We start from the raw sequence: 25,814 nt of genomic DNA on the forward strand, positions 1-25,814 counted from the left end.
TCAGCAACCCTGGCCGCTGAAGCTGAGGCGCAGCCCCGGCAGCTTGAACGACGCCGCCGTGGTGGCGTAGTTGTCCTGCCGCAGGTTCTGGATGGTCACGGTGTCCGACTGCTGCCCGAAGACCCCGGGCGGACCCGCCACCCCCGCCTCGTTCAGGGTGCTGGCGTCCCCGCCGATCTGGATGTTGCCGAACTGGGCGTCGCCGGTGAGCAGGTCGGAGTCGGTGGTCAGTTCGCTCGCGGTCACCGGGGTGCCCTGGTTACCCGCGGTGATCTTCAGGTTGGTGCCGCCCAGGTTGACGCTCTGGCACAGGTTGGTCAGCGTGGCCTGCTTGACCGCGGAGACCGCGACCAGCACCTGGCCGCCCGTCTTCCCGGCGTTGGGGCTGTTCGGGATCATGTGGTCCATCGCGCCGAACTGCTCGAACCCGGTGCCGTCCAGCCGGTCGGCGGTGACGGAGAAGGCCATGCCGGAGATGGAGAACTGGGCGGCCAGCACGCCCTGCGCGGTGAGCCCCATCAGGACGGCTCCGGCCGCGACGGCCGGTACCGCCATCAGGGCCGCTCGACGTAGCCGGACCCGCCCCTTCCGGGCTGGGCCGGGCGCCACCGGCTCCGGCGTCGACGCTTCGGACATGGCCATGTGTGCTCCAGGGTGTCGTTGTGGACCGGTGGTTCACCAACACGTCGTCCTGGCGCGGACAGCGCCCACGGGAGCAGCCAACCACCATCCCTGGCAGGGGAGTTGATGATCGCGACAACCTCCGTGGCAGTTCACTGGAAGTTATCTCGCGGTCGACGGAGGGTCAAGGGGTTCCGGGTGCGCCCGCGCCGCCCGCCGGTCCGCGGCCGCGGGCCGCCCGGGCCGGTCCAGGGTGCAGGCGAGCACCGGCTTGGGCCACGGCGCCCCAGCCGCCTCGGCCCGGGCCAACCGCTCGGCCGCCTCCGCCGGACCGAGGAAGGGTGCCAGCGCGAACTGCGCCAAAGTCGGTAGCAAGTAGGGGAGTTCGGCGTGCCGGTCGGCCGCTATGCAGCGGTAGATGCTGGCGTGCAGCCCGCCCACCACGGTGTCGGTGAGCAACTCGGCGACCACCCCGTCCGGCGGCGCCGGACACTCGGTGAAGAGCCGGCGGAACCTGGTCAGCAGCCGCTCGCGCACCAGCCGCCCGGCCGGTCCGAGCGCGTCCAGCTCGACCACCGCCATGGTGGCGAAGGCCGGCACCTCCGCGAGGATCGCCAGCAGTGCCCGCAGCGCGGCCTGCACCCCGGCGCACCAGTCCGGCTGCGCCGCGAAGGCCTCCTCCATCCGGCGGATCACCACCGCCGTACCGTGCCGGTGCGCGGCCAGGTAGGCCTCCTCCTTGCCGCTGAACTGCTCGTAGAAGACCGGCCGGGTGACCCCGGCGGCCTGGCAGATGTCGCTCACCCGGGCACCCGCGTAGCCGTGCCGGGCCACCGTGTGCACCACACCGTCCAGCAGCCGGTCACGCTGGGTCGCCGCCACCACTTCGGGGGGCAACCGGCTCGGTCCACGGCGGATCGACCGGGCGGGATCCCGACCACTGCGGGTGCCCGGTAGCACGGACTCGTCGGAGAGCGTGGCGAATTCAAGATTTATTGTCAACTCGTGTGCCATCCCTTGACGATGACGAAGAGTCAGGTTTAGAACCTTCACAGGTTTTCAATGTTTCGGCACTGTTGCTTCCCGGTCTCGGGGGCTATCCGGCCTCGGGACAGTGCCGGTTTCCGCAGCCCGCCGGGCGGGTTCGGAGGAGGGCGTGGCGAACTCGTGACGCCCTCAGTATGGCGAAGGCGGGCCGCGGTGGCAGCCGTCCGGACCCGCCGGCTCTCCGGCCGTACACCCGCTCGTGGCGCCGAGCGGGCCGCTCCGAACTCCCCGGCGGGGCTGTCCCGTTGCTCCCGCTCACCCCCGTGCCGTGAGGAGTACCCCCGCATGCCCCGAACCCCTCGGTCACTTGGCCGGATCGCCGCCGTCGCCGCTGCCGCCACCGGCCTCCTGGTCGGCGCCGTCCCGGCACACGCCGCCGGCGGCGCGCCCGGTGGACCGTACACCGGAATGGGCGCCTGTCCGGTGACCGCACCGGCCATGACCGACCCGACCAACCTCCAGGTCGGCTGCGTGGTCTCGGTGACCCAGGCCGGCAGCTTCACCATCGGCACCACCACGGTGCCACTCACCTCACCGATCACGCTGCAGTTCGGCGTCTACTGGGACAAGTCGGCCCCGGTGGTGAAGTTCCCCGACGGCAGCACCGCCAACCAGTACCGCACCGTCGCGCCCACCGGCGCCGCGCTGCTCGACGCGCAGCCCGCCCAGATCACCATCCCCGGCATCACCAACTTCCTGCCCGGCATCACGAGTATCTTCGCCCAGGTCGAACTGGCCGGTCCGGTAACCGACTTCACCCCGTTGGCGGCCGGCGAGCCCTATCCTGTGTTCCAACTCCCGGTGAAGCTCCACCTGTCCAACCTCTTCTTCGGCGACGACTGCTACCTCGGTTCGGACACCTCGCCGATCGTGCTGCGGCCGACCACCGGCCGTACCGCGCCGCCGCCTCCCGCCCAACCGATGACCGGCAGCCCCGGCACGATCAGCGTGGCCGGCGACCCGAACGGCCACCACTCCCTGATCGCCTCGTTCACCGGCGCCCAGTTGGTGGACAACACCTTCAGCGTGCCCGGCGCCACCGGCTGCGGCCTGGGCGGCATCCTCGACCCGGTGATCGACCTGGCCATGGGCCTGCCCTCGGGCGCCGGCCAGGGCTCGGTGAGCTTCCAGCAGACCGACACCACACTCGCCCTGGACACCAGCCTGAGCGACCTGACCGGCGCCCTCGCCGCGTCCGCCGGCAGCTCGGCGGTCCAGCACTGAGCCCCCTCAGCCCCCGTTCCCTCCCCATCCCACCCCACCCCAGTGGAAACGAGGAACTCCCGTGCGCAACCGTCTCTACCTCGGCGCGGCCCTGACCGCCCTCGCCGCCGCCGTGCTGCCCGCGCTGCCCGCCTCGGCGGACGGCCCCGCCGTGCTGACCTACGGCTCGGCGGGCGGCAGCCCGGCCGCGGTCGGTGACGCGCTCACCGCCTCACTCAGCCCCAACACCGCCGCGACGCTCTACTCCACCGCCGCCGGCGGCACCGGGGTCAGCTGCGCCTCCTCCGGCTTCGCCGCCACCGTCGCCTCGAACCCGAGCGCGCCGGGCACCGCCGTGGAGACCCTGACCAGCCAGACCTTCGGCAACTGCAGCGCGGTCAACATCCCGGGTGTGATGGGCGTGCAGAGCGTGACGGTGGACAACCTCAGCTACAGCAACGACGTCAGCGACGCGACCGGCAGCCCGGTCACCCTGAACCCGACCACGGGCCCGATCCAGACCGACATCGTGCTGCAGACCCTGCTCGGCACGGTCACCTGCAGCTACCAGGCCTCGCCGAGCAGCCTCTCCGGCACCACCTCCAACACCGACCAGAGCATCAGCTTCAACGCGCAGCCGTTCACCCTGAGCAGCGGCCCGGCCACCTGCTTCTCGGCCGGGTACTTCACCGCCGCCTACGGCCCGGTGACCGACACCAGCCAGGCCGGAAGCCCCAGCATCTACGTCAACTGAGCCTCGTTCAGAGCTGGTTGGCCGCCTTCCGGGCGGCCACCAGCACCGGGTCCCAGACCGGCGAGAACGGTGGCGCGTAGCCCAGGTCCTGGTGGACCAGCTGCTCCACCGTCAGCCGGCCGGCCAGCGCGACCGCGGCGACGTCGATCCGCTTGGCGGCGCCCGGTCCGCCGACGATCTGCATCCCGAGCAGCCGCCCGGTGCCGTGCTCGGCGAGGATCTTGACGGTCAGCCGGGGCGCCCCTGGCAGGTAGCCCGCCTGCGCGGTCGACTCCACCACCGCCACGGTGTGGCGAAGGCCGGCCGCGGTCGCCTGGCGCTCGGTCAGCCCGGTGCGGGCGATCTCCAGGTCGCACACCCGGGTCACCGCGGTGCCGACCACGCCGGGGAAGGCGGCCCGGCCACCACCCAGGTTGGTGCCGATCACCAACCCGTGCTTGTTGGCGTGGGTGCCCAGGGCGACGTGCTGGTGACGGCCGGAGACCAGGTTGAGCACCTCGACGCAGTCCCCGCCCGCCCAGACGTCCTCGGTGCCGAGCACCCGCATCGTCTCGTCGGTGCGCAGCCCGCCGTAGACGCCGAGCGGCAGGCCGGCCGCCCGGGCCAGCGCCGTCCGCGGCCGCACCCCGAGCCCCAGCACCACCAGGTCGGCCGGGTGCTCGCCGGCCGTGCTGCGCACCGCGCGCGGCCGGCCGTCCGGCCCGAGCAGCACCTCCAGCGCCTCGGCGCCGGGCAGCACCGCGACGCCGAGCCTCTCCAGCCCCTCGCGCACCAGCCGGCCGAGGTCAAGGTCGAGGGTGGGCATCGGCTCCGGCGTGCGGTGCAGCATGGTGACCTCCAGGCCACGGCGCAGCATCGCCTCGGCCACCTCCACGCCGATGTAGCCGCCGCCGACCACCACCACCTGCCGCACCCCGTGTCGTAGCGAGTCCAGCAGCGCCGCACCCTCGTCCAGCGTCTGCACCCCGTGCACACCGGGCGCGGTGAAGCCGGGACGGTCCGGGCGGACCGGCTCGGCGCCGGTGGCGATGACTAGGTGGTCGTACCCGGTCCACTGCTCGGCGCCGGTGGCGAGCTCGCGACCGCGCACCCGGCGGCCGACCGGGTCGATCTCCACCACCTCGGTGCCCAGCCGCAGGTCGATGCCCCGGGACCGGTGCTCGGCGGGCGTCCGGGCGATCAGCGCGTCGCGCCCGGGGACCTCGCCACCGACCCAGTACGGGATGCCGCAGGCCGAGTACGAGCTGAACGTGCCGCGCTCGAAGGCGGTGATCCGCAGCTGGTCGAGCCCGCGTCGCCGCCGGGCCTGCGAGGCCGCGGACATGCCCGCCGCGTCCGCGCCGATGACCACCAGATGCTCCGTCATAACCATGCCCCGATCCGCCGGTGGGCGTCCCTGACGGGCCACCACGGCCCGCGCGGCTCCCATCATCGATCACACGGCGCCGCGTGGGGTGCCGTGTCGGGTCGGGCGCGGGGTCATGCACGGGTATTGACATGCCCTTGGCTAAGTTAAGAAACTTTCCTAACCCCCCTCCTCCCCCACCGGAGAGCTGATGTCCCCTCGACCGTCACCTCGAATCCGCCGGTTCGTGGCCGCCGGCTCCGCACTCGCCACCACCACGCTCGGCCTCGGCCTCGCCGGCGCGGCCCCCGCCACCGCCGCCGGTGTCACCCACCCGTTTCCCACCCACGTCACCTACCAGGTCGGCGTGATGCCCTCGACCTCGCAGTCGGCCCGGGACGCCGCCGTCGAGAAGGAGTACGACTCCTGGAAGGCCGACTACCTGGTCCACGGCTGCGCTTCGAACGAGTACTACGTCTCGACCAAGGGCGACAGCGACGCCCGCGACAACGGCCCGGTCTCCGAGGGACAGGGCTACGGGATGAACATCGTCCCCCTGATGGCGGGGTACGACCCGAACGCGCGGACCGAGTTCGACGGCCTCTGGCAGTTGGTCAAGGACCACCGGGACCAGTGGGGCCTGATGCAGTGGCAGTTGGACGGCAGGACCTGCGAGTACTACAGCAGCGGTACCCCGGACGCGGCCACCGACGGCGACCTCGACATCGGCTACGGCCTGATCCTCGCCGACCGGCAGTGGGGCGGCTACACCGCGGACGCCAAGGCCTGGCTGGCCGACGTCTACGCCCACGACGTCGCCCCCGACGGCCACCTGAAGTGCGAGGACGACGGGCCGAACACCGACACCCGGCCGTCCGACTCGATGATCGACCACCTGCGCGCGTTCGCCGCGTACGACCCGGCGCACGACTGGACCAAGGTGCTCGACCGGACCCAGGCGGTGATCAGCGAGTTCACCCACGGCTACTCGGCCAAGGGCGGCCTGCTCTCCGACTTCGTGGTGAACGCCGACACCACCAGCCCCAAGCCGGCCCCCGCCGACTACCAGGAGGACCAGCCCGACAACATCGTCGGCTACAACTCCATCCGGGTCCCCTGGCACCTGGGCACCGACGCGCTGCTGTACGGCAGCTCCACGGCGGCGGTCTCGTACACCACCGCGAAGCTCGAATCCGCCTGCCTGAAGGGCGAGTCGGGCGGCAACCCGCAGAAGGTCTACCCGCACACCAAGCTCAACTGCACGCCGTACTCGACCAGCGACCAGGCCGAGGAGGCCGGCGACGCGGTCGGTCCGGCCGCGATGGCGGCGGGCGACCGGGCGTGGACCGACGCGATCTGGAAGCAGCTCGGCACCAACCCGTTCGGGGACGGGTACTACGGGGAGAGCATCAAGATGCTGGTGTACCTGGTGATGTCGGGCGACTACTGGAAGCCGTAGGGCCGCCGGGCCTCCCGGCCGGGAGGCCCGGCACCACCGTCCGGGTGGTCCGCCGCCCCGGATCCCGCCGGATCAGCCGCGGAACAGGTTGTGCCCGACGTCGGACGGGACGACGTCCTGGACCGGGTGGCTGCCCGGCCCCGGAACCTCCTCGCCGGGGATCGGCACGTCCCTGACCCGGTGCAGCAGCACCACGCCGTCGTCCCCCCAGATCTGCTGGTAGCCGTTGGCCAGCAGCAGCTGGATCCGGTCGGCCTGCTGCTTGTCGGAGGAGAACGGGAAGGACCGGCCGACCGAGCGGATCAGCACGTAGTCCATCCCGCGCGGAGTCTCGTCCACCAGCACGACGTTGGTGCGGGCGGTGAGCCGCGGCACCACCTGGTTGTCGGCCTCCACCGTGGCGCCGTTGGGGATCATCGCGGCCGCCCTGACCAGCGCGGCCTCGCTCGCCTCCGGCCGCCAACGCCCCGGGGTGGCCAGCGAGATCAGGCCCAGCGGCAGCGCGGCGGCGACCGTGAAGCCGACCACCGTGACGCCGAGCCAGTGCGCCGTACGCCGGGTCCGCTCGACGGCGTACAGCCGGGCCAGCGCCTCGATCGTCGCGGTCACCAACACCGGCCACAGGAACGCGTCGTAGTGCCGGGCGATCGACCAGTGGTTGGGGTTGGTGGAGAGGATCCGCTCGGCCAGCAGCGGCACCGCGCAGAGCACCGTCAGCGAGCGCAGCGGCAGCAACAGCAGCGTGCCGAACAGCCAGAGCACCAGCAGCGGCTTGAGCGGAGCGCTGAACGCGCCGTGCACCAGCAGCATCGGGTCGTGCAGGACGTTGACCGCCGCCGCGCCGGCGTTCGGCCCGAGCTCCTGGTAGTTCCAGTAGTAGCCGGGCTCACCGCCCATCGCGGGGATCAGCCACTGGATCGCCACCGCCGTCGCGATCGGGCCGCCGACCAGCAGCCCGGCGCCGACCCGCACGCCGCGCCGGTCGCCGGAGCGCCGGCCGCGCAGGATGAGCACCAGGCCGTAGGCGCCGACCAACAGTCCGAGGTCCTCCTTGGTGCAGCAGAGCAGCACCGCGGCGGCGATCGTCATGCCGTACCGCCGGGCCGCCCCCCGCTCCAGCATCAGCAGGGTCAGCGGGACGGCGAACCCGACCTCGTGGAAACCGACCTTGGCGGCGTTCAGCAGCGGCCAGCCCAGGCCGTAGGCCAGCATGGCCAGGTCGGCGGCGCGGCGGGCCACCCGCCCCGGCGCCTGTGCGAAGTTCGCCAGCGCGATCCGCCGCACCAGCGGGACGCCCGCCGCGAAGAGCAGCGACTGCCCGATCAGCAGCGAGCGCGGATCGTTCCAGATCCAGTAGAGCGGGGCCAAGAGCGCCAGGATCGGCGAGAAGTGGTCACCGAGCAGTGAGAATCCGGGCGGGAATTCGTGGTGGTAACGCTTGACCTCGGATATCGGCAGGTGGAAATGCGCGTATCCGCGGATCCCCTGATCGAAGATCCCCAGGTCGAATCCGCCGAGTTGGACCGAGGTCCAGTACTGCATGTCGGTCGCGCAGGTCACCGCGAAGCAGAGCAGCGCGAACAACACCGTGCGGCGCCGGCCCGAACCGAGCGTTCCGGTCAACAGATTGCCGGCCTGCCGGCGGACCTGTGCCGGGATCAGGCCACGCGTCGGCGCGGCTACCTGTACCTGTTGGGTGACCATCTTGTACCTCTGACTACCTTTGACCTGTCAACGCGGCGCTGCGGGCCGGTTCCTGAGCGGTTTCGGCCCGGCCGAGCTGCCACTGGCGGATCATGTCGCGACCGACCGGCCACATCCGGTACGCCATCGCGCCGAGCACCGCGAGGCTGGTCACCGGATAGACCGACGACGGCACCTGCCAGTTCCACGGCACCCCGAGCCCCCCGGCCTGCGGCACCAGCCACATCGCGTAGGAGAGGAAGGCCAGCAGCACCGCGACGAACGCCGGCCGCCAGCGCAGCCGGCGCAGCCCACTCGGTTGCCCGGCCTCCTGGACCGCCTCGGTGAGCAGCAGGATCAACAGCGGCACGCACCAGACGTAGTGGTGCGTCCAGCTGATCGGCGAGACCAGCAGGGAGGTCAGCGCGGCGCAGATCACGCCCCACGCCTCGGCCCGGCGCATCACCCGGGCCGAGCGACCGGCCACCACGGCGACCGACAGGCCGAGCAGCAGCGCCAGCCCGGTGCCGACGGTGGCGATCATGCCCGGGTCGTGCCTGCTCAGCAGTCGGCAGATCGCCCCGCGCAGCGACTGGTTGTCCACCAGTTCGGTGATGCCGACCCGGCGGGTGTCCCACATGTAGTCGGTCCAGTAGCCCCAGGACGCACCGGGCAACGTGACGACGCCGATCAGCGCGCTGGCCAGGAAGGTGCCGCCGGCGACCAGAGCGGCCCGGATCCGGCCGGTGAGCAGCAGATAGACGGCGAACAGGCCCGGCACCAGCTTGATCCCGGCCGCCAGGCCGATCCCGACGCCCTTGTAGCGGTGGTTGTCGGGACGGGTGAAGTCGTAGAGCACCAGGCAGGCGATGCCCAGGTTGACCTGGCCGTACTGCAGCGTGGTGTAGACCGGTTCCAGCCAGACGCCGAAGCCGGCCACCAGGATCGCCCCGATCAGCCGGTGCCGCTCCCGCGGCCAGCCGACCAGCTTGAACGCCAGGTAGGCGAGCAGGCCCAGCAGGGCCACGTTCAGCAGCGTGACGATCGCGCGCAGCGGGGTCACGTCGAACCAGGAGCTCGGCACGAAGAGCATGGCCGCGAAGGGCGGATAGGTCGCCGGCAGGTCCCAGCCGGGCAGCCGCATCGCGTAGAGGTCCTGGTGGTTCCAGACGGCCGCACCCTCGGCGCGGTAGACCAGCATGTCGACCATGGACATGTTCTGGAAGTGCCGCAGCACCGCGAAGCTCATCAGGGAGATCAGGGACGCCGCGGCGGCGAGGGCGGTCCGGGTGCGCAGGAAGGAGCGGAGTCTGGCCGGCCCGCTCGGCGATCCGCGGTCAGACATCGGACCCCGCAGTTCGCCGGGGAACGGGTCGGAGCCGTGTGATCGTGGACATGCCGCTTTACCCTTCGAAATTCAGTTCGGTGACTGGTTGCACAGCGTGACCCGCGGGCCATGTCCGAACACGCGAGCCGAGTAACCAGCTACCCTCCGTGATCCCCCGCTGCTCCAACCGGCACGCCATGCTGCCACACGGTGCTCGACCATACCTCCACCGGTACGCGGCACTCCAGCCGTTGATCGCAATCTTCATGATCCTCACGCCTCGACGGTGAGGTTGACCGCTCCGTTGCCGGAGTGGGCGTGAGGAATATCTCGGAATGGCGCGGTGCGACGGAAGAAACCTGCTCGGAAAAATGGGATCACGCTATTCCGAGTGGCCAGTCCCGATCGCCGCCCGACCGGTCGGAGAGCGGCGGCTCGCGCCGGACCACCGCGCCCAGCGCCGTGGTCAGCGCCCCCCGGCAGCAGCGGCGGCCGGCGGACCCGGCCGGGGTCGCGGCGGCCAGCAGGGTGCGTCCAGCGGGGCGAAGGGGAGCAGCCGGGCGGCCAGGGCGTTGATCACCGGGAACCGCCGCCCGGCCGCCACCCGCCCCGGTCCGCCGAGCCGGACCGACCGTGCATGCCGCCCCCGGGCCGCCAACGACCACCCTGCAGCCGCGGATACCCTCAACTCCCCTTCCCCCGGCGCACAATGGAGTCAGCCGACGAACGGGGGGCCAGATGTTGGGCCGGATTCTGCACCTGCACCGCAGGCACGTCGACGTCGCCGAGCTCCTGCTCCGCGCGCGGGCCCACCCGGCGGGCGACCACCGGCGCCGGCGGGTGCTCGACGAGGCCGGCGGCGCGACCGCCGGGGAGGTGTTCGACGAGGGGGCCGCACTGCTGCGCTCGGGGGATCCGGAGTCGGTCGCACTCGGCGCCGAACTGCTCGAGGTGCTGGTGACCGGCCACGACAAGGGCCGGCGGTTCGTCCCGGTGCTGGCGCGGCTGCTCGACGGGATCTGCGGGCCGGCGCAGCACCCCGTGGTGCTCGTCGCCGCGCTCCCGCTCTACCTGGCCGTCCGCGACGACTGCGCGCCGGTGCTCCTGGAGCTGCTCGACCACCCGGACGGCGGCGTGCGGCGGGCGGCCGCCGCGGTGGTGGCCGTGCGGCCGGACGTCCCGTGCGACCGCCGGACCGTCTCGCTGCTGGTCCGGTTGCTGGACGACGACCCGGAACCGACGGTCCGCACCGAGGCCGCCGCCGCGCTGGCCCGGCTGCACCAGCTCGACGAGCGGCACCGGCCGGGGATCGAGGAGGTGCTGGCCGAGTACGAGGACGACCCGCTGCCCGGCGTCCGGGTCGCCGCCCTGAAGGTGCTGGCGGCGACCGCCCCCGGGCAGGCCCTCGCCGCGCTCGCCGCCGAACTCGCCGTGGCCGATCCCGACTGGCGGTTCGTGGCGGCCTGTGCCGACGCCTCGCGGTGGACCGACCCGGGCGACCTGCACCGGGAGCTGCTCCGGCTCCAGGAGCGGGGCTGGGCCGAGCACGACGTGTCGCCGGCCCGCTTCCCGCCGGCCGACGAGCGGGCCGCCCTGCTCACGGCCGCCCTCACCGCCCTGTCCGAAAAGCGACGTTACGAATACGAACGGAAAGTGGACGCATGCTAACTTCCGGTGACCGAGGCGTGATCGAACTGCGTCTTCGTCACCACACTTTCCCCATCGAGGAGTTGCTCGCCCATGCGTCACCCCGTCGCCCGGCTCACCGTCAGCACCCTGCTCACCTTCGGTCTTTCGGCCGCCTTCGCCCCGGCCGTGCAGGCCGAGCCCAACGCCGCCGCCTGCAAGCAGGGTTACCTCTGCCTGTTCGAGGGACCGCAGCAGACCGGGCGGGTGCTCCTCGCCGTGGACGCGAAGGTGACGAAGACCGGCTTCGACCTCCGCGAGCTGGACGACATCGAGCCGGCCATCTTCCCCAGGTCCGTTCGCAACCCGCTCCCGGACGGCTTCGGCTGCATAGTCCGCCTCAACGACCGGCCCGACTTCGCCGGCGAGGAGCAGGAGGTCAGCGGCTACGGCAACCACGAGCTGGACGGCCGCCGGGTCGGCTCGCTCACGCCTGACTGCGGCTGAGCTGGTAAGCGTGCTGTGTGGGGGAAGTCGGCCGGGCCGACTTCCCCTTTCGCAGTGGGTCCTAAAGTGCTTCCAGCACCGTCGCGTTGGCCAGGCCGCCCGCCTCGCACATCGTCTGCAGCGCGTAGCGCGCGCCGCGCTGCCGCATCGCGTGGACGAGTGTGGTCATCAGGCGGGCGCCGCTCGCGCCCAGCGGGTGCCCGAGGGCGATCGCACCGCCGTTCACGTTGACCCTGGCCGGGTCCGCGCCGGTCTCCTGGAGCCAGGTCAGCACCACGCTCGCGAAGGCCTCGTTGACCTCGAACAGATCGATGTCGCCGAGGCCGAGCCCGGCCCGGCGCAGCACCTTCTCGGTGGCGGGGACGACGCCGGTGAGCATCAGCAGCGGGTCGGAGCCGGTGACGGCGAAGCTGTGCAGCCGCGCCAACGGCCGCAGGCCGAGCCGGGCCGCGGTCTCGCCGCTGGTGATCAGGACGGCGGAGGCGCCGTCGTTGACCGGGCTGCTGTTCCCGGCCGTCACCGACCACTCGATCTGCGGGAACCGCTCGGCGAAGCCGGGGTCGGCGAAGGACGGGCGCAGGCCGGCGAGGATCTCGGGCGTGGTGGTGGGACGGACGGACTCGTCCATGGCGACGGTCCCCCACGCCGTCGGCACGGGGGCGATTTCGGCGTCGAACTGCCCGTCCCGGTGCGCCTGGGCGGCCTTCTGGTGCGAGGCGGCGGCGAAGGCGTCCATCTCCTCCCGGCCGATCGACCACTTGGCGGCGATGAGTTCGGCACTGACGCCCTGCGGGACGAGCCCCTCGGGGTAGCGGGCGGCCACACCGGGCCCGAAGACGTCGGCGCCCTTCGGCACGTTGGACCACATCGGCACCCGGCTCATCGACTCGACCCCGCACGCCACCACCAGGTCGTACGCCCCGGACATCACGCCCTGCGCGGCGAAGTGAACGGCCTGCTGCGAGGAGCCGCACTGCCGGTCCACCGTGGTGGCCGGCACGGAGTCCGGGAACCCCGCCGACAGCCAGGCGTACCGGGTGGTGTTCATCGCCTGCTCGCCGACCTGGTCGACGCACCCGCCGATCACGTCGTCGACGAGGGCCGGATCGATCCCACTGCGAGTGACGAGCGCGCGCAGGGTGTGAGCGAGCAGTTCCACCGGATGCACCGTGGAGAGCGCCCCGCCCGGCTTCCCCTTGCCGATCGGGGTCCGGACGGCCTCGACGATGACGGCATCACGCATGACGGTCTCCTTCTCGAGCCCGGAAGCGAGTTTGAAAACTGGATTCACTGTAGCTCCGGAACCGTTGGAGAACCAAGCCCACCCTCGCGGCGCCGGCCGGACGGCCAGCCGGTCCTGGGGCGCCGTGCGGTAGGTTGATCAGACATGGATCATCTGCACGATCTGCCCACCACCCCCATCACCCTGGCGGCCGGCCAGGCGCCCTGCGTCCCGCTGGACGTCGCCGCCAATGTCGCCACCAGTGCCGAACTGGTCAGGCGGGCCGCCGATCGGGGAGCTTCCCTGCTGGTGCTGCCGGAGCTGTTCCTCACCGGGTACGAGCTGCCCGGGATCCTGGCCGACCCGGGCCGCCAGACGCTGAGCGGCACGGACCCCCGGCTCGACCCGTTGGCCGCCGCCTGCGCCGAGACCCGCACCGCCGTGGCGGTCGGGGCCCCGACGGTCGATCCCGGGAACGGGGGACCGCTCATCTCGCAGCTCGTCCTCGGCCGGGACGGCCACCTGGTCGCCCAGTACGACAAGCAGCACGTCACCCCGACCGAACGCGCGGCCGGCTTCGGCGCGGGGTCGAGCGGCTGCACGGTCGAGCTGGACGGCTGGCGCCTCGGGCTCGGCATCTGCTGGGACTCCGGCTTCCCCGAGCACGCCCGGGCCGCCGCGCTCGCCGGGTGCCACGGGTACCTGGTGGGCGCGATGTTCGGCCGCGGGAACGGTGAACGGCAGCGCGACATCCTCTTCCCGGCCCGGGCGCTGGACAACACCGGCTACGTACTGCTGGCCAACTTCAGCGGTCCCAGCGGTCCCTACCACGGCTGCGGCGGCAGCGCGGTCTGGGGGCCGGACGGCACCCTGCTCGCCGACGCCGGTCCAGCCGAAAGCGCTCTGGCCGCAGCCGAGTTGGACCCGACAGAGCTGGCGCGGGTACGGACGGCGGAGCCGGTCCTGCTCGATCCCTCACTGAACGCGGCGGCCGGGCGCGGGTAGGCGAGGAGCCGGCCGGGGCGCGCCCGGCGCTCAGAGGTGGTGCGGCAGCCAGCCGTGCTGGACGGCCCGGACGCCGGCCTCGAAGCGGCTGCGGGCGCCGATCCGGGTCATCAGGTCGGTGGCGATCCGGCGGGCGGTGCGGGTCGAGACGCCGAGGCGCTTGGCGATCGTCTCGTCCGTCAGGCCCTCGGCGAGCAGCCTGACCACGGCCGCCTCCTGGCCGGTGAGCCCACCGGTCTCCCGCGGGGCCACCGCGCCCAGCGGCTCGGCCGCCGCCCAGACGCTCTCGAACAGCGCGCACAGCGCGGTCAGCGTGCCGTGGCCGGTGAGCACGACGGCACCAGCCGCGGTGTCGTCGTTGTTGACCGGGATCACCGCGGTGCTCCGGTCCACCACGATCATGCGGATCGGCAGCGCGGCCACCGTGCGGACCTGCCCGCCCAGGGTGGCCAGCCACTCGGTGTACTCGACGGTGGGCGCGCTGTTGCGGACGCTGTCCAGGTAGACGGTCCGCATCCGGATGCCGCGGCCCAACAGGTTCTCGTCGAGCGGCCGCGCGGCGGCGATGCTCTCCGGAGTGTGGCCGCCGTCCGGCGCGAAGGTCATCACCTCGGTCTCCACCTGGCGGGTGAGCGTGGCGAGGCGGTCGCGGATCTCGTCCAGTCCGACCAACTGCTCGACGCCCGGGTGGGGCGCCGCCGGCCGGAGTTCGGCGTACTCCGCGATGAGCCGGGCCGCCGCCGCCCTGGACGCCTCGATCCGCTGCTGCTGGGCCGCCAGCTCCTCCTGCTGCCGGGCCATCAGCAACTCCATGCCGATGTCCGGCGGGACCGCCCGCGGCTCGCCGTCCCGGTCGTGCGACGGACGGACCAGCGCCAGCTCGCTCAGCGTGTCCAACCCCTGCCGCACCTCGTCCTCCGGCAGTGCCAGCACGGCCGCCAGCCCCGCCACGCCCTCCCGTGGCCTGGCGAGCATGGCCCGGTAGACCGCCTCGGCCGTCGCGTCCAGCCCGAAAGTCGCGAGCATTCCTTGAACCCCCCGGTGACAAGGTCTCCTAAACGTGCGACCTGATCATTGCACGACGTTAAGACGCCGGCCAACGCCACTTCGTGGACGGTTCCGGCCATGGACCACCACGGTCGGCGGAGGTGCTCCCCACCGGTGGGAGGGCTGCCCGCTGGACAGAACCGTCCAAGGCCGTTTTCGTCCAGCCGGCAGCCCTTCCACCGGCTCTGACCAGCGATGAGAGTAGTTCTCACCGGACGGCGCGTCACCGCGGGACGCACGACCGGACCACCCCTCTCGCCCTCAGCCAAGGACGCCCATCATGCTCCGGTCCCGTCTCGCCCAGGCCGCCACCGCCGCGCTCGTCACCCTGGCCGCCGCCGTCCTCGCCACCCTCGGCGCACCGGCCGCCGTACACACCACACACACCGCGCACACCGTCCAGGCCGACGGCGTGAAGGCGAACAACATGATCTGGCAGTGAACGGACGGAGTCAGCCGGCCGGTGCCGCAGCGGTCCGCACGTGCAGGTGCCCCTCCCGGGGGAACGCCGGCGGCCGAGCGGACAGCAACTGCCGGAAGGGATAGCCCGCCTTCTCGGCGACCCGACAGGAGCCGTGGTTGTCCACCCGGTGGAACAGCTCCAGCCGGTCCAACTCGTAGCTGGCGAAGGCCCATCGGGTGAGCGCCTCCAGGGCGCGCGGTGCGACCGCGCGACCACGGGCCGGAGCGGACGTCCAGTAACCGACCTCGGCGACGCCCTGACCGGCCTCCGAGTTCCGCTTGAGAACCGTCTGGCCGAGCAACTCGCCTTCCACTGCGTCGGATCGTGCCGCGAAGACGGCGAACGCCAGGCGCTCGCCGGTCCGCCAGCCGTGCCGCTGGACGTCGATCCAGGCGCGCGCCTCGGTCGGATCCGCCACGGCGAGCGAGGTGAACCGGCGGAGCAGGGCGTCCCGGGCGGCGTCGGCCAGCGCCGTCGCGTCCTCGGGCCGCCAGGGGCGGAGCAGCAGGCCCTCCGCCCTCAGGGTGGTCGTGGTCGTCATGGGCCGATCGTCTCAGGCCGGGCCGGACGCCGACGGCCGTGGAGCACCGCCGGGCCGCGCGGTACCCGATCGCCGGCGCGCGGAGGATCACACCGGTCCGCCGGTCACCCGGGCCGCGCCGCCCGGTAGGCTGCCCGTGCCCACCCGCCCGGACCTGCGAGGAGACCCCGTTGACCAGTCAGCCCACACCCCCGCCGGTGACGGTCGTGGGGATCGGGGCGGACGGCTGGGCCGGGCTCGCGCCGGACGGGCGCGCCGCGCTGACGGCCGCCCAGGTGGTGATCGGCGGACGCCGGCAGCTCGACCTGCTGCCCGCCGAGGTCACCGCCGAGCGGGTCGGCTGGCCCTCGCCGCTGCGCCCGGCCGTGCCCGGGCTGCTGGCCGCCCAGGGCGACCGCCGGGTCGCGGTGCTGGCCAGCGGCGACCCGATGTTCTTCGGCATCGGCCGCACCCTGACCGAGCTGCTGGGGGCCGAGCGGCTGCGGGTACTGCCCCACCCGTCGGCCGCCTCCTACGCCTGTGCCCGGCTGGGTTGGGCACTGGAGGAGACCGGCACGGTCAGCCTGGTCGGCCGGGACCTCGCCACGCTGGCCGGTGCGCTGCACGACGGCGGACGGCTGCTGGTGCTGAGCGCCGACGCCAGCACCCCGGCGGCGGTCGCCGGCCTGCTGCGCGAGCGCGGCTACGGGCCCAGCCGGCTGCGCCTGTTGGAGCAGCTGGGCGGTCCGGCCGAGCGCGTGCTGACCGGCACCGCGGACGACTGGCCACACCCGCCGGGCGACCCGCTCAACCTGGTCGCCGTCGAGTGCCGGGCCGCCCCGGGCACCCCGCGCGGCTCGCTGGTGCCCGGCCTGTGCGACGAACTCTACGAAAATGATGGCCAGTTGACGAAGCGTCAGGTTCGGGCGGTCACGCTCGCGACGCTCGCGCCGGCACCCGGCGAACTGCTCTGGGACGTCGGCGGCGGCTCCGGCAGCATCGCCATCGAGTGGCTGCGGGCACACCGCGCCTGCCAGGCGGTCAGCATCGAACGCGACCCGGTGCGGGCCGCCCGGATCGAGCGCAACGCCGCCGCACTGGGCGTGCCGCGACTACGCGTGGTGACCGGACCTGCGCCCGCCGCGCTGGTCGAACTCCCGCGCCCCGACGCGGTGTTCATCGGCGGCGGGCTCACCGCAGCCGGCCTGCTGGAGGCCTGCTGGGCGGCGCTGCCGCCGGGCGGCCGGCTGGTGGCCAACACCGTGACGCTGGAGTCGGAGGCGCTGCTCACCCAGTGGTACCGCGAGCACGGCGGGGAGCTGCTGCGACTGGCGGTCGCGCAGGCCGTGCCGGTCGGCGGGTTCACCGGGTGGCGGCAGGCGATGCCGGTCACCCAGTGGTCGGTGGTCAAGCCCCCGCTACGGGGACAGGAAGGACAGCAGTGACCGTCTACTTCATCGGTGCGGGCCCCGGAGCGGCCGACCTGATCACCGTCCGCGGGGCCCGGACGCTGGCACGCTGCGGCGTCTGCCTCTACGCCGGCAGCCTGGTCCCGGCCGAACTGCTGGCCGAGTGCCCGCCGGACGCCCGGCTGGTCGACACCGCCCGGCTGAACCTGGACGAGATCACCACCGAACTGGTCGGGGCCCACCGGGCGGGCCAGGACGTCGCCCGGCTGCACTCCGGCGACCCGTCCGTGTTCAGCGCGGTCGCCGAGCAGATGCGCAGGCTGGACGCGGCCGGCGTGCCGTACGAGGTGGTGCCCGGCGTACCGGCGTTCGCCGCCGCGGCGGCCGCGCTGAAGCGCGAACTGACCGTGCCGACCGTCGGCCAGACGGTGATCCTGACCCGGATCGCCCAGCAGGCCACCCCGATGCCCGAGGGCGAGGACCTGGCCACCCTGGGCCGCAGCGGAGCACTGCTGGTGCTGCACCTGGCCGCCCGCTACGTGGAGCGGATCGTGGCGGAGCTGCTGCCGCACTACGGCGCCGACTGTCCGGCCGCGGTGGTCGCGATGGCCAGCCGCCCCGACGAGCTGGTGCTGCGCGGGACCCTGGCCGACATCGCCGGCCAGGTCAGGGAGGCGGGGGTGATCCGCACCGCGGTGATCCTGGTCGGCCGCACCCTGGGCGCCGAGCAGTTCCGGGACAGCCACCTGTACTCGACCGACCGCGACCGCTCCTGCCAGCTGTAGCCCTCTAGCCGGCGTCGCGGTCAGGGACGTCAGGGAGCTGCCAGCCGCCGCCCCGGTCCTCCTTCGCGTGGCGCGCGACGAGATCGGGGAGGCGCAGGGAGCAGGCCAGCGCCGCGAGGGCGTGAAAGGCGTCGATGGCCCGCTGGTTCGTGGGCATGGCCAGGCGCAGCAGGCGCGGTTTCACCGCGGCCTGGATCTCGTCGACGAACGGCCGCAGCACGGTGTCGTAGTTCGCCAGGGCCGTGGGCAGGTCGTGGGCGTGCCGGTTGATCTCACCGGCCAGGACGTATGCGCCGACCAGGCCGCCGGAGATCCCCATGCCGCTGTACGGGGATGCGCAGTGTGCGGCATCGCCGACCAGGACCACGCGCCCCTGGGACCACGTGTCCGTGCGCACCTGCACGACCTCCTGGGAGTAGAAGCTCTCGGTCTCCACCATGCCTTCGAGGAACCGCTCGGTCTGCCAGCCCGCGTCGCGGAACCGCTCGGTCCAGAACCGCTTCTGGCGCTCGACCGGCTCCCGGTGGACGGCTGAGGCTTCCGAAGACCGCTCCCGCAGCGCGAAGTAGACCTGGGTCTCGGTCGGGTTGTGACTCCTGCGCATGATCATCCGGCCGCCGGGGGCGTGGTAGGTGTCCCGGATGTTGCCGTCCGACGCGATGCGCGGGATGAACCAGTAGGCCAGGTGGATTCCCAGCGGCCGGTACGGATCGGCGGAGCCCGGCGGAAGGATGGCCCGGCGGATGCGCGATCCCTGCCCGTCCGCACCGACCAGGAGGTCGAACTCGTCGCAGGAGCCGTCGGAGAAGTGGGCGACGACCCTCTTCTCGTCCTGCTCGAAACGCTCCACGCTGATGCCGAACACGTGGTCCACGCCGTCCTTCGTCGCGTCGTGGAGGATTTGTACCAGGTCCCCGCGCATGATCTCGTACTCGGACGTCAGGGTCTGCCGGCCCCTGCCGGAGGTGTTGGCCATGATCGTCCCCCGCACCCTGCCACGGGCGTTCACGAAGGCGACACCGGGCTCGTCCACGAGCCTGCTCCTGACGGCGTCGAGGAGCCCCATGCGCTCGACGGCGGCTATGCCCTGGCCGCGAAGGTCGACCTGGGCACCCGTGGCCCGCAGCGCCGGGAAGCGCTCGACGACGGTCACCCGGTGACCTCCCCGGGCGAGCCAGTGGGCCAGAGCCTGACCGGCGATCCCGCCGCCGCAGATGAGGACCCGCAGGGAGGTGGTTCCTGGTCCGAGCGTCATGCCGCACACCATTTCTATCGGTGATAGTTTCCCTTTGAGAGAGTCACCTATCAGCGATAGGTTGTCAAGGTGGCGAAAATGAACCGCGAGACCGTCCTCTCCTCCGCGCTCGACCTGCTCGACGAGGTCGGCCTGGACGCCGTCAGCACGAGACAGCTGGCGAAGCGACTGGGCGTCGAACAGCCGTCGCTCTACTACCACTTCCGCAACAAGAAGGAGCTGCTCGGCGCCATGGCCGAAGCCGCCATGGCACCCCATGCCACGGCCCCGCTGCCGGAGCCCGACGACGACTGGCGCGACTGGTTCCCGGAGAACATGCGCAGCTTCCGGCGGGCCCTGCTGATGCGCCGCGACGGCGCACGGCTCCACGCCGGCAGCATGCCCGGCGGAGCGGACCTCGACCGGCTCGCCCACAAGACGGCGTTCCTGATCGCGTCGGGCGTGCCGGAGCGGGCCGCTTGGACGGCGATGCTGGCCGCCGGCCGTTTCACCCTGGGCAGCGTCCTGGAGGAACAGGTGGACGCCGACCGCGGCGACGGCGCCGACCGCACGGCCGACGTCCCACCGATGGATCACGAGTCGGCCTTCGAGGCCGGACTGGCCCTCATCCTGGACGGCTTGGCACGTCACGTCGGGCGCGAGTAGGAACCGGACCCGCGACCCGCTGACCGTCCCGCAGCGGCCGCGGCGGTACGGTCGTCGGGCGCCCCAGCCACGCCGGCCCCCGCGGACCCGGCCCCGACCGGTGGAAGGAACCCCGTTGAAGCAGCACGTACTGATCCTCGGCGGCACCACCGAGGGCCGCCGGCTCGCGGCCGAGCTGGCCGGCGACCCCGCGCTGCGGGTCACCAGCTCGCTGGCCGGCCGGGTCGCCGAGCCCCGGCTGCCGGCCGGGGAGGTCCGGGTGGGCGGCTTCGGCGGCGCGGTCGGCCTCGCCGACTGGCTGCGGTCGGAGCACGTGCACACCCTCGTCGATGCCACGCACCCCTTCGCCCAGGCCATCAGCCGCAACGCGGCCGAGGCGGCCGCCGCCGTCCGCGTTCCCCTGCTCGCGCTGCGGCGGCCCGGCTGGGTCCCGGTCCCGGGCGACCGCTGGCACCCGGTGGACTCGCTGGCCGAGGCCGCCGCCGCGCTGCCCGCTCTGGGCCGCCGGGCGCTGCTGACCACCGGGCGGCTCGGGCTGGCGGCGTTCGCCGCGGTGCCCGGAGTGCACCTGGTGGCACGTTCGGTCGACGCCCCCGAACCGCCGCTGCCGCCGAACCTGGAGGTGCTGCTGGCCCGCGGCCCGTTCGGGCCGGCGGACGAGCGGGAGGTGTTCCGGCGGTACGGGATCGACCTGCTGGTCACCAAGGACAGCGGCGGCGCGGCCACCGCGCCCAAGCTGGCGGTGGCCCGGGAGCTGGGGCTGCCGGTGGTGATCGTCCGACGGCCGGCCGCCCCGGCCGGGGTGCCGGTGGTGCCGGACGTCGCGGGCGCTCTGGACTGGCTACGGGCCCGCTGAGGTACCGTCAGCTCCCGACCGTGCACGGTCGGACACCGCGACCCCGGCCCGGACCCAGTCGCCTGGCCGGAACTCCCACCCACCACCTGAGGAGCCCTGGTGGCACACCGGATCAAGGACATCGCCCTCCCCGACCAGAGCGGCCGACTGGCCGTGGTCACCGGAGCGAACAGCGGGATCGGCTTCGAGACGGCCCGCCGGCTGGCGCTGGCGGGGGCGGAGGTGGTGCTGGCCGTCCGGACCGCCGCCAAGGGCGAGACGTCGGCGGCCCGGATCCGCGCCGACCTGGCGGAGTCGACCGACACCAGCGGCAAGGCCGGCTCGGTGACCGTCGAGGTGCTGGACCTGGCGAGCCTGGAGTCGGTGGCCGACTTCGCCGCCCGGCTGACCGAGCAGGACCGGCCGCTCGACCTGCTGGTCAACAACGCCGGGGTGATGGCCGTCCCGAGCCGGCACCTGACCCGGGACGGCTTCGAGCTGCAGTTCGGCACCAACCACCTCGGGCACTTCGCGCTCACCAGCCGGCTGCTGCCGCTGCTGCGCCGCAGCGGCGCGCCGCGGGTGGTCTCGGTCAGCAGCCTGGCGGCGCACTTCGGCCGGATCGACCTCGGCAACCTCAACTCCGAGCGCGGCTACCACGCATGGGAGGCGTACGGGCGCTCCAAGCTGGCCAACCTGATGTTCACCCAGGAGCTGGCCAGGCGCAGCCGCCGGCACGGCTGGGGCCTGCGGGCCAACGCCGCGCACCCGGGCTTCACCCGGACCAACCTGACGTCCAGCGGGCCGATGATGGACCGCGCGCCCCAGCGGGCCGCACTCAACGTCAGCGAGTGGCCGGCGATGATCCCCGGCCTCACCCAGGAGACGGCCCGCGGCGCGCTGCCCTCCCTGGTCGCGGCCACCAGCCCGCGCGCGGTCAGCGGCGGGTACTACGGACCGGACGGCCCCGGCGGGCTGACCGGGCTGCCGACCACCGCCCGGCCCCCGCGGCAGTGCCGGGACCTGGCTCGGGCGGCGCAGCTGTGGGAGGCCTCGGAGCGGCTGACCGGGGTGACCTTCCCGGGCTGACCCGCCGTCCACCGACGACAGCCGACCCCACCCGCCGGCCCGCCTCCCCCGGGGAATAAATGCGGTACCCGTTGTCGGTACCGACCGGTACCTTCTTAGGTGTTGGCCCGGAGCGGTCGGCTGTCGAGCAGGGGACGACAGCCGACACCTCCTGACCATTGGTTTCGAGGAATCCCGCTGACCAGCAGGTCCGGCGCCTCCCTCGGCAGCATGCACGGCCTGCGTTACGGGGGTGAGCGGGGTGCCTCGCCATCACGGGGATGAGAGGTAGCGAAATGACGCGGTACGGGGGGATCCAGCAGGGTCGGGCAATCGCACGAACAGTCGTGCTGTCTGCTGGTGCGTCGGGTGAGGACACCAGCTGGACCTGACCGCCCGAGCAGTACGGCCAGGTCCCGGGGCCCCTCGGTGTGAACCGAGGGGCCCCTCGCCCTTTCAGCTCTCCGGGTAGCGGCGCGGGGTCCAGACCACCTCGCTGCCGTCGGCGCGCCGAACGGCCCGGGTCTGCGAGGAGCCGACCAGCAGGATGGTCCGCATGTCGACCTCGGCCGGGTCCAGCTCGCCGAGCCGGACGGTGCGCACCCGCTCCTCCGGGCCGCCGACGTCGCGGGCCAGCACCACCGGGGTGTCCGGCGCGCGGTGCTCCAGCAGCACGTCGCGGGCCAGGCCGACCTGGGTGGTCCGGCTGCGCGAACCGGGGTTGTAGAGCGCGAGCACCAGGTCGGCGGCGGCCGCCGCGCGCAGCCGCTCGGCCACCACCGCCCAGGGCTTGAGCCGGTCGGAGAGCGAGACCACGGCGTAGTCGTGCCCGAGCGGGGCACCTGCCCGGGAGGCCGCCGCGTGGGCGGCGGTCATGCCCGGAACGATCCGCACCGGCACCTCGCGGTACGGGTCGGCGCAGGCCGCCTCCAGCACGGCGGTGGCCATCGCGAAGACGCCCGGGTCGCCGGAGGAGACCACCGCGACCCGACGGCCGCGCCGGGCCAGGTCGAGGGCGAACTCGGCGCGCTCGGCCTCGACCTTGTTGTCGGAGCCGTGCCGCCGCTGACCGGCCCGGACCGGGACCCGGTTCAGGTAGGTGGTGTAGCCCACCAGGTCGTCGGCGGCGGCGAGTTCACCGCGAGCCTCGGGGGTGAGCCAGAGCGGGCCGGCCGGGCCGAGCCCGACCACGACCACACTGCCCCGGTCGGCCCGTGCGTCGTCCTCGGTGGCGGCCGGCAGCCCGATCCGGCTCGGCAGCACCGCCAGCGAGAAGTACGGCACGCTTTCCGGATCCACCTCGGCGAGCGGCGCGGTGCGCTCCCCGGCCATGGTGGCCCGCTCGACGAACTGCGCCTCCGCCAGCCGCCCGGAGCGCTCCAGGGCCCGCCGCACGGTGGGGAAGGTCCGGCCGAGCTTGAGGATCGCGGCCGAGTCGGTGGCCGCCAGCCGGGCGGTCAGCTCCTCCTCGGGCAGCGTGCCCGGCAGGATGGTCAGCACCTCCTCCGCCTCCACCAGCGGCCGCCCGAGCCGGGCCGCCGCGGCGCTGACCGAGGTCACCCCGGGGACCACCTCGGTCGGGTAGCGGTCGGCCAGCCGCTTGTGCATGTGCATGTACGAGCCGTAGAACATCGGGTCGCCCTCGGCGAGCACCACCACGTCGCGCCCGGCGTCCAGGTGCGCGGCCAGCCGGGCCGCCGCCTCCGCGTAGAACTCGTCCATCGCCCCGCGGTAGCCGCCCGGGTGGTCGGTGGTCTCGGTGGTGACCGGGTAGACCAGCGGCTCCTCCAGCTGTCCCTCGCGCAGGTAGCGGGCGGCGATCGAGCGGGCGATCGAGCGGCCGTGCCGGGCGCTGTGGTACGCCACCACGTCGGCCTTGCCGATGAGTTCGGCGGCCCGCACGGTCATCAGGTCCGGGTCGCCGGGGCCGAGGCCGACCCCGTAGAGCCGCCCCACCGAATGCTGACGGTCCGTCATTCCACTTCACTCGCAATCGCGTTGAGCGCGGCAGCGGCCATCGCGCTGCCGCCACGGCGCCCGCGGACCACCAGGTACTCCAGGCCCGAGGGGTGTTCGGCCAGCGCCTGCTTGGACTCGGCCGCGCCGACGAAACCCACCGGCACGCCGATCACCGCGGCCGGCCGGGGCGCGCCCGCCTCGACCATCTCCAGCAGCCGGAACAGCGAGGTCGGCGCGTTGCCGACGGCGACCACCGAGCCGGCCAGCCGGTCCCGCCACAGTTCCATCGCGGCGGCGCTGCGGGTGGTGCCCAACTCCGCGGCCAGGCCCGGCACGGCGGGGTCGGAGAGGGTGCAGACGACCTCGTTGTCGGCGGGCAGCCGCTTGCGGGTGACGCCGCTGGCCACCATCGAGACGTCACACAGGATCGGCGCGCCGGCCCGCAGCGCGGACCGGGCGGCGGCCACCACGCCGGGACTGTAGAGCAGGTCGGCGACCAGGTCGGTCATCCCACAGGCGTGGATCATCCGTACCGCGACCTGGGAGACGTCGGCGGGCAGGCCGGCGAGGTCCGCCTCGGCGCGGATGGTGGCAAAGGACTCGCGGTAGATCGCCGCACCGTCCTTCTCGTACTCGATCACGTGGTCCTCCGGGCGGCGGCGACCGCTGCCACCATCTGTTGGGTCGTCACTTCTGTTCCACTGTCGTCGTACTGGCGCACCGCGACGCGGTAGCCGGAGCCGGTGGCCAGCACGTCGACCCAGCGGCCGGCGGGGTGGCCGCAGCGCCGCTCGCAGCCGGACCAGTGCACCGGGAGCAGCCGCGCCTCGCCCGGCGCGTCCGCCGCCAGCGCCGTCGCGGCGTCCGCGCGCACGTCGGCCAGCGACTTGGCGCAGCCGGGCGCGCCGGTGCAGGCACTGGCCTGCTCCCACGGCGAGCGCGGGTCGGTGCGCAGGCCCGCCGCGGCGAGCCCGGGCAGCGCCGCCGGGTCGGCCCCGGGCAGCACCACGCCGCGCCAGGGGGTGATCCGCAGCTCGCCGCGGGCGGCACCGGCCAGCGCCCGCCACTGCTCGACGCTCGCCCGTCCGAACCGCAGCCCCACCGAGAGGGCGCCGCCCCCGGCCACCGCGCCGACCACCGGCCGGGTCCCGGGCAGCGCGGGCAGCGAACGCCACGGCAGGCCCTCGGCACCCAGCCGCTCCGCCAGCAACGAGCCGTCCGGGTCGGCCTCGCGCACCCGCCAGGCGCCGCTGCGCAGCCGGACGAACTCCTCCGCCGCCCGCAGCGCCAGTCGTGGCCCGTCCGCGAGCCCGGCGAGCTCCGCGACGCGCGCGGACCGCCCGAGCCGCAGCCAGGCGCCGGCACCCGCCGGCCGTGCGATCAAGGTCACATCGGCGTCCAGCGCCGCGACGTCGCCGCGCCCGTCGTCCAGCGCGAAGAGGAACCGTCCGGACAGCTCCCGGGCGGTCTCGCTGCCGCGCAGCAGCTCGTCCAGTTCGCATACCCACGGCCGCAGTTCCGCGAAACCCACGCCGTCCAGCCCGGCCAGCGGCGAGGCCACGATGTTGCGCACCCGCTCGTGCGACTCCGAGGGCAGCAGCCCGACCGCCCGCAGCCGCGCGGCGAGTTCCGCGCCGGCGTCCGCCGCCAGGCCGCGCAGCTGCACGTTGCCGCGCGAGGTGGTCTCCAGCTCGCCGTCCCCCAGCGCCTGAGCGGCCTCCGCCAGCGCGAGGGCCTGATCGACCGCCAGCAGCCCGGCGGGGACCCGCACCCTGGCGAGCCCGCCGTCGTCCGCCGCGTGCAGCCGCAGCGCCCCCGGGCAGGCGTCGTCGCGCCCCCGGCCGGCCCGCACGGGGGCAGCCTCGGGCGGCGTGGGAGTGGCTGACATGGCGGCGAGCATACCGATGATCCGACCGGACGTATGCCCCGCTACCAGCGTGATCCATGTCTCCGGCGTCCCTCGGCGCGCTGTGTGCTTCGTCCCGTTGCCGGCCACCCGCCGGCACCGAGGCTCTACTATGTCGCCGGG

The 25,814-nt window shown here is 73.3% G+C and carries 24 protein-coding genes; 12 read left to right on the forward strand and 12 right to left on the reverse strand.

The window, feature by feature from the left end; translation table 11 throughout:
* A complete protein-coding gene (locus tag ACIGXM_RS10620) occupies positions 1 to 642 on the reverse strand; it encodes a DUF6230 family protein (protein WP_396559059.1) in 642 nt (213 codons plus the stop codon).
* Between the two features lie 141 nt (positions 643 to 783).
* A complete protein-coding gene (locus ACIGXM_RS10625) occupies positions 784 to 1,635 on the reverse strand; it encodes a TetR/AcrR family transcriptional regulator (RefSeq protein ID WP_396559061.1) in 852 nt (283 codons plus the stop codon).
* A 318-nt stretch (positions 1,636 to 1,953) separates the two neighbouring features.
* Here ACIGXM_RS10625 and ACIGXM_RS10630 point away from each other — a divergent pair, with 318 nt between their 5' ends.
* Positions 1,954 to 2,892, forward strand: coding sequence for a hypothetical protein (locus ACIGXM_RS10630; RefSeq protein ID WP_396559063.1), 939 nt, complete (start codon positions 1,954 to 1,956; stop codon positions 2,890 to 2,892).
* A 61-nt stretch (positions 2,893 to 2,953) separates the two neighbouring features.
* Positions 2,954 to 3,625, forward strand: coding sequence for a Tat pathway signal sequence domain protein (locus ACIGXM_RS10635; protein WP_396559065.1), 672 nt, complete (start codon positions 2,954 to 2,956; stop codon positions 3,623 to 3,625).
* Positions 3,626 to 3,632: 7 nt separating this feature from the next.
* On the opposite strand, the gene ACIGXM_RS10640 is transcribed toward ACIGXM_RS10635, so the two are convergent.
* Positions 3,633 to 4,991, reverse strand: a complete 1,359-nt coding sequence (locus ACIGXM_RS10640) for an FAD-dependent oxidoreductase (protein ID WP_396559176.1) — start codon at positions 4,989 to 4,991, stop codon at positions 3,633 to 3,635.
* Positions 4,992 to 5,181: 190 nt separating this feature from the next.
* Between ACIGXM_RS10640 and ACIGXM_RS10645 the strand changes: the two genes are divergently transcribed.
* Entirely contained in the window at positions 5,182 to 6,429 is a 1,248-nt protein-coding gene (locus ACIGXM_RS10645; protein WP_396559067.1) for a glycosyl hydrolase family 8, read from the forward strand.
* Between the two features lie 72 nt (positions 6,430 to 6,501).
* Here the strand turns inward: ACIGXM_RS10645 and ACIGXM_RS10650 are convergent, their stop codons facing one another.
* Positions 6,502 to 8,133, reverse strand: a complete 1,632-nt coding sequence (locus ACIGXM_RS10650; protein WP_396559069.1) for a DUF2079 domain-containing protein — start codon at positions 8,131 to 8,133, stop codon at positions 6,502 to 6,504.
* 13 nt (positions 8,134 to 8,146) lie between these two features.
* Positions 8,147 to 9,457, reverse strand: coding sequence for a glycosyltransferase 87 family protein (locus ACIGXM_RS10655; RefSeq protein ID WP_396559071.1), 1,311 nt, complete (start codon positions 9,455 to 9,457; stop codon positions 8,147 to 8,149).
* Between the two features lie 720 nt (positions 9,458 to 10,177).
* On the opposite strand from ACIGXM_RS10655, the gene ACIGXM_RS10660 reads away from it, so the two are divergent.
* Entirely contained in the window at positions 10,178 to 11,107 is a 930-nt protein-coding gene (locus ACIGXM_RS10660) for a HEAT repeat domain-containing protein (RefSeq protein WP_396559073.1), read from the forward strand.
* 72 nt (positions 11,108 to 11,179) lie between these two features.
* A complete protein-coding gene (locus ACIGXM_RS10665; RefSeq protein WP_396559075.1) occupies positions 11,180 to 11,572 on the forward strand; it encodes a peptidase inhibitor family I36 protein in 393 nt (130 codons plus the stop codon).
* Between the two features lie 61 nt (positions 11,573 to 11,633).
* On the opposite strand, the gene ACIGXM_RS10670 is transcribed toward ACIGXM_RS10665, so the two are convergent.
* A complete protein-coding gene (locus ACIGXM_RS10670; protein ID WP_396559077.1) occupies positions 11,634 to 12,815 on the reverse strand; it encodes a thiolase family protein in 1,182 nt (393 codons plus the stop codon).
* A 144-nt stretch (positions 12,816 to 12,959) separates the two neighbouring features.
* Between ACIGXM_RS10670 and ACIGXM_RS10675 the strand changes: the two genes are divergently transcribed.
* Complete coding sequence (locus tag ACIGXM_RS10675) at positions 12,960 to 13,799, forward strand: carbon-nitrogen hydrolase family protein (RefSeq protein WP_396559078.1); 840 nt, start codon at positions 12,960 to 12,962, stop codon at positions 13,797 to 13,799.
* Positions 13,800 to 13,829: 30 nt separating this feature from the next.
* Here ACIGXM_RS10675 and ACIGXM_RS10680 read toward each other — a convergent pair whose 3' ends face one another.
* The gene (locus ACIGXM_RS10680) at positions 13,830 to 14,825 is read right to left on the reverse strand and encodes a LuxR C-terminal-related transcriptional regulator (RefSeq protein WP_396559080.1); all 996 of its coding nucleotides are present in this window, start codon (positions 14,823 to 14,825) and stop codon (positions 13,830 to 13,832) included.
* Between the two features lie 301 nt (positions 14,826 to 15,126).
* Between ACIGXM_RS10680 and ACIGXM_RS10685 the strand changes: the two genes are divergently transcribed.
* A complete protein-coding gene (locus tag ACIGXM_RS10685) occupies positions 15,127 to 15,288 on the forward strand; it encodes a hypothetical protein (RefSeq protein WP_396559082.1) in 162 nt (53 codons plus the stop codon).
* Between the two features lie 10 nt (positions 15,289 to 15,298).
* On the opposite strand, the gene ACIGXM_RS10690 is transcribed toward ACIGXM_RS10685, so the two are convergent.
* Positions 15,299 to 15,850, reverse strand: a complete 552-nt coding sequence (locus ACIGXM_RS10690) for a GNAT family N-acetyltransferase (protein ID WP_396559084.1) — start codon at positions 15,848 to 15,850, stop codon at positions 15,299 to 15,301.
* A gap of 170 nt (positions 15,851 to 16,020) precedes the next feature.
* Between ACIGXM_RS10690 and cbiE the strand changes: the two genes are divergently transcribed.
* Positions 16,021 to 17,274 (forward strand): precorrin-6y C5,15-methyltransferase (decarboxylating) subunit CbiE, encoded by a 1,254-nt coding sequence (gene cbiE, locus ACIGXM_RS10695; protein WP_396559086.1) that lies wholly within the window; start codon positions 16,021 to 16,023, stop codon positions 17,272 to 17,274.
* Positions 17,271 to 18,023, forward strand: coding sequence for a precorrin-4 C(11)-methyltransferase (cobM, locus tag ACIGXM_RS10700; RefSeq protein ID WP_396559088.1), 753 nt, complete (start codon positions 17,271 to 17,273; stop codon positions 18,021 to 18,023). The genes cbiE and cobM overlap by 4 nt, the downstream gene beginning before the upstream one ends.
* A gap of 4 nt (positions 18,024 to 18,027) precedes the next feature.
* Here the strand turns inward: cobM and ACIGXM_RS10705 are convergent, their stop codons facing one another.
* Entirely contained in the window at positions 18,028 to 19,278 is a 1,251-nt protein-coding gene (locus ACIGXM_RS10705) for an FAD-dependent oxidoreductase (protein ID WP_396559090.1), read from the reverse strand.
* A 78-nt stretch (positions 19,279 to 19,356) separates the two neighbouring features.
* On the opposite strand from ACIGXM_RS10705, the gene ACIGXM_RS10710 reads away from it, so the two are divergent.
* The 3 genes from ACIGXM_RS10710 to ACIGXM_RS10720 all read left to right on the forward strand — a co-directional run bounded on the left by ACIGXM_RS10710 (position 19,357) and on the right by ACIGXM_RS10720 (position 21,847).
* Complete coding sequence (locus tag ACIGXM_RS10710; RefSeq protein ID WP_396559092.1) at positions 19,357 to 19,923, forward strand: TetR/AcrR family transcriptional regulator C-terminal domain-containing protein; 567 nt, start codon at positions 19,357 to 19,359, stop codon at positions 19,921 to 19,923.
* A 115-nt stretch (positions 19,924 to 20,038) separates the two neighbouring features.
* Complete coding sequence (locus ACIGXM_RS10715; protein ID WP_396559094.1) at positions 20,039 to 20,779, forward strand: cobalt-precorrin-6A reductase; 741 nt, start codon at positions 20,039 to 20,041, stop codon at positions 20,777 to 20,779.
* A gap of 99 nt (positions 20,780 to 20,878) precedes the next feature.
* Positions 20,879 to 21,847: an SDR family oxidoreductase gene (locus ACIGXM_RS10720; protein WP_396559096.1), complete on the forward strand. Its 969-nt coding sequence runs from the start codon at positions 20,879 to 20,881 to the stop codon at positions 21,845 to 21,847.
* Between the two features lie 435 nt (positions 21,848 to 22,282).
* Here the strand turns inward: ACIGXM_RS10720 and ACIGXM_RS10725 are convergent, their stop codons facing one another.
* From ACIGXM_RS10725 to cobG, 3 genes are read right to left on the reverse strand one after another with little or no spacing between them, the layout of a single operon-like run.
* Positions 22,283 to 23,803, reverse strand: coding sequence for a precorrin-2 C(20)-methyltransferase (locus tag ACIGXM_RS10725; protein WP_396559098.1), 1,521 nt, complete (start codon positions 23,801 to 23,803; stop codon positions 22,283 to 22,285).
* Positions 23,800 to 24,426 (reverse strand): precorrin-8X methylmutase, encoded by a 627-nt coding sequence (locus tag ACIGXM_RS10730; RefSeq protein ID WP_396559100.1) that lies wholly within the window; start codon positions 24,424 to 24,426, stop codon positions 23,800 to 23,802. Before ACIGXM_RS10730 ends, ACIGXM_RS10725 begins: the two co-directional genes overlap by 4 nt.
* On the reverse strand, positions 24,423 to 25,685 hold the full coding sequence (cobG, locus tag ACIGXM_RS10735) for a precorrin-3B synthase (RefSeq protein WP_396559102.1): 1,263 nt from the start codon (positions 25,683 to 25,685) through the stop codon (positions 24,423 to 24,425). Before cobG ends, ACIGXM_RS10730 begins: the two co-directional genes overlap by 4 nt.
* Positions 25,686 to 25,814: the final 129 nt, after the last annotated feature.

The organism is Kitasatospora sp. NPDC052896, assembly GCF_044547075.1.
GTDB lineage: Bacteria > Actinomycetota > Actinomycetes > Streptomycetales > Streptomycetaceae > Kitasatospora.

Excerpts from the sequence above, each read along its gene's own strand:
- ACIGXM_RS10655 (WP_396559071.1), bottom strand. The coding sequence starts at position 9,457 with ATGTCTGACCGCGGATCGCCGAGCGGGCCGGCCAGACTCCGCTCCTTC.
- ACIGXM_RS10710 (WP_396559092.1), top strand. The coding sequence starts at position 19,357 with ATGAACCGCGAGACCGTCCTCTCCTCCGCGCTCGACCTGCTCGACGAG.
- ACIGXM_RS10675 (WP_396559078.1), top strand. The coding sequence starts at position 12,960 with ATGGATCATCTGCACGATCTGCCCACCACCCCCATCACCCTGGCGGCC.
- ACIGXM_RS10725 (WP_396559098.1), bottom strand. The coding sequence starts at position 23,803 with ATGACGGACCGTCAGCATTCGGTGGGGCGGCTCTACGGGGTCGGCCTC.
- ACIGXM_RS10620 (WP_396559059.1), bottom strand. The coding sequence starts at position 642 with ATGGCCATGTCCGAAGCGTCGACGCCGGAGCCGGTGGCGCCCGGCCCA.
- cobG (WP_396559102.1), bottom strand. The coding sequence starts at position 25,685 with ATGCTCGCCGCCATGTCAGCCACTCCCACGCCGCCCGAGGCTGCCCCC.
- ACIGXM_RS10690 (WP_396559084.1), bottom strand. The coding sequence starts at position 15,850 with ATGACGACCACGACCACCCTGAGGGCGGAGGGCCTGCTGCTCCGCCCC.
- ACIGXM_RS10660 (WP_396559073.1), top strand. The coding sequence starts at position 10,178 with ATGTTGGGCCGGATTCTGCACCTGCACCGCAGGCACGTCGACGTCGCC.
- ACIGXM_RS10665 (WP_396559075.1), top strand. The coding sequence starts at position 11,180 with ATGCGTCACCCCGTCGCCCGGCTCACCGTCAGCACCCTGCTCACCTTC.
- ACIGXM_RS10640 (WP_396559176.1), bottom strand. The coding sequence starts at position 4,991 with ATGACGGAGCATCTGGTGGTCATCGGCGCGGACGCGGCGGGCATGTCC.
- ACIGXM_RS10680 (WP_396559080.1), bottom strand. The coding sequence starts at position 14,825 with ATGCTCGCGACTTTCGGGCTGGACGCGACGGCCGAGGCGGTCTACCGG.
- ACIGXM_RS10705 (WP_396559090.1), bottom strand. The coding sequence starts at position 19,278 with ATGACGCTCGGACCAGGAACCACCTCCCTGCGGGTCCTCATCTGCGGC.
- ACIGXM_RS10685 (WP_396559082.1), top strand. The coding sequence starts at position 15,127 with ATGCTCCGGTCCCGTCTCGCCCAGGCCGCCACCGCCGCGCTCGTCACC.
- ACIGXM_RS10645 (WP_396559067.1), top strand. The coding sequence starts at position 5,182 with ATGTCCCCTCGACCGTCACCTCGAATCCGCCGGTTCGTGGCCGCCGGC.
- ACIGXM_RS10670 (WP_396559077.1), bottom strand. The coding sequence starts at position 12,815 with ATGCGTGATGCCGTCATCGTCGAGGCCGTCCGGACCCCGATCGGCAAG.
- ACIGXM_RS10625 (WP_396559061.1), bottom strand. The coding sequence starts at position 1,635 with ATGGCACACGAGTTGACAATAAATCTTGAATTCGCCACGCTCTCCGAC.
- ACIGXM_RS10630 (WP_396559063.1), top strand. The coding sequence starts at position 1,954 with ATGCCCCGAACCCCTCGGTCACTTGGCCGGATCGCCGCCGTCGCCGCT.
- ACIGXM_RS10650 (WP_396559069.1), bottom strand. The coding sequence starts at position 8,133 with ATGGTCACCCAACAGGTACAGGTAGCCGCGCCGACGCGTGGCCTGATC.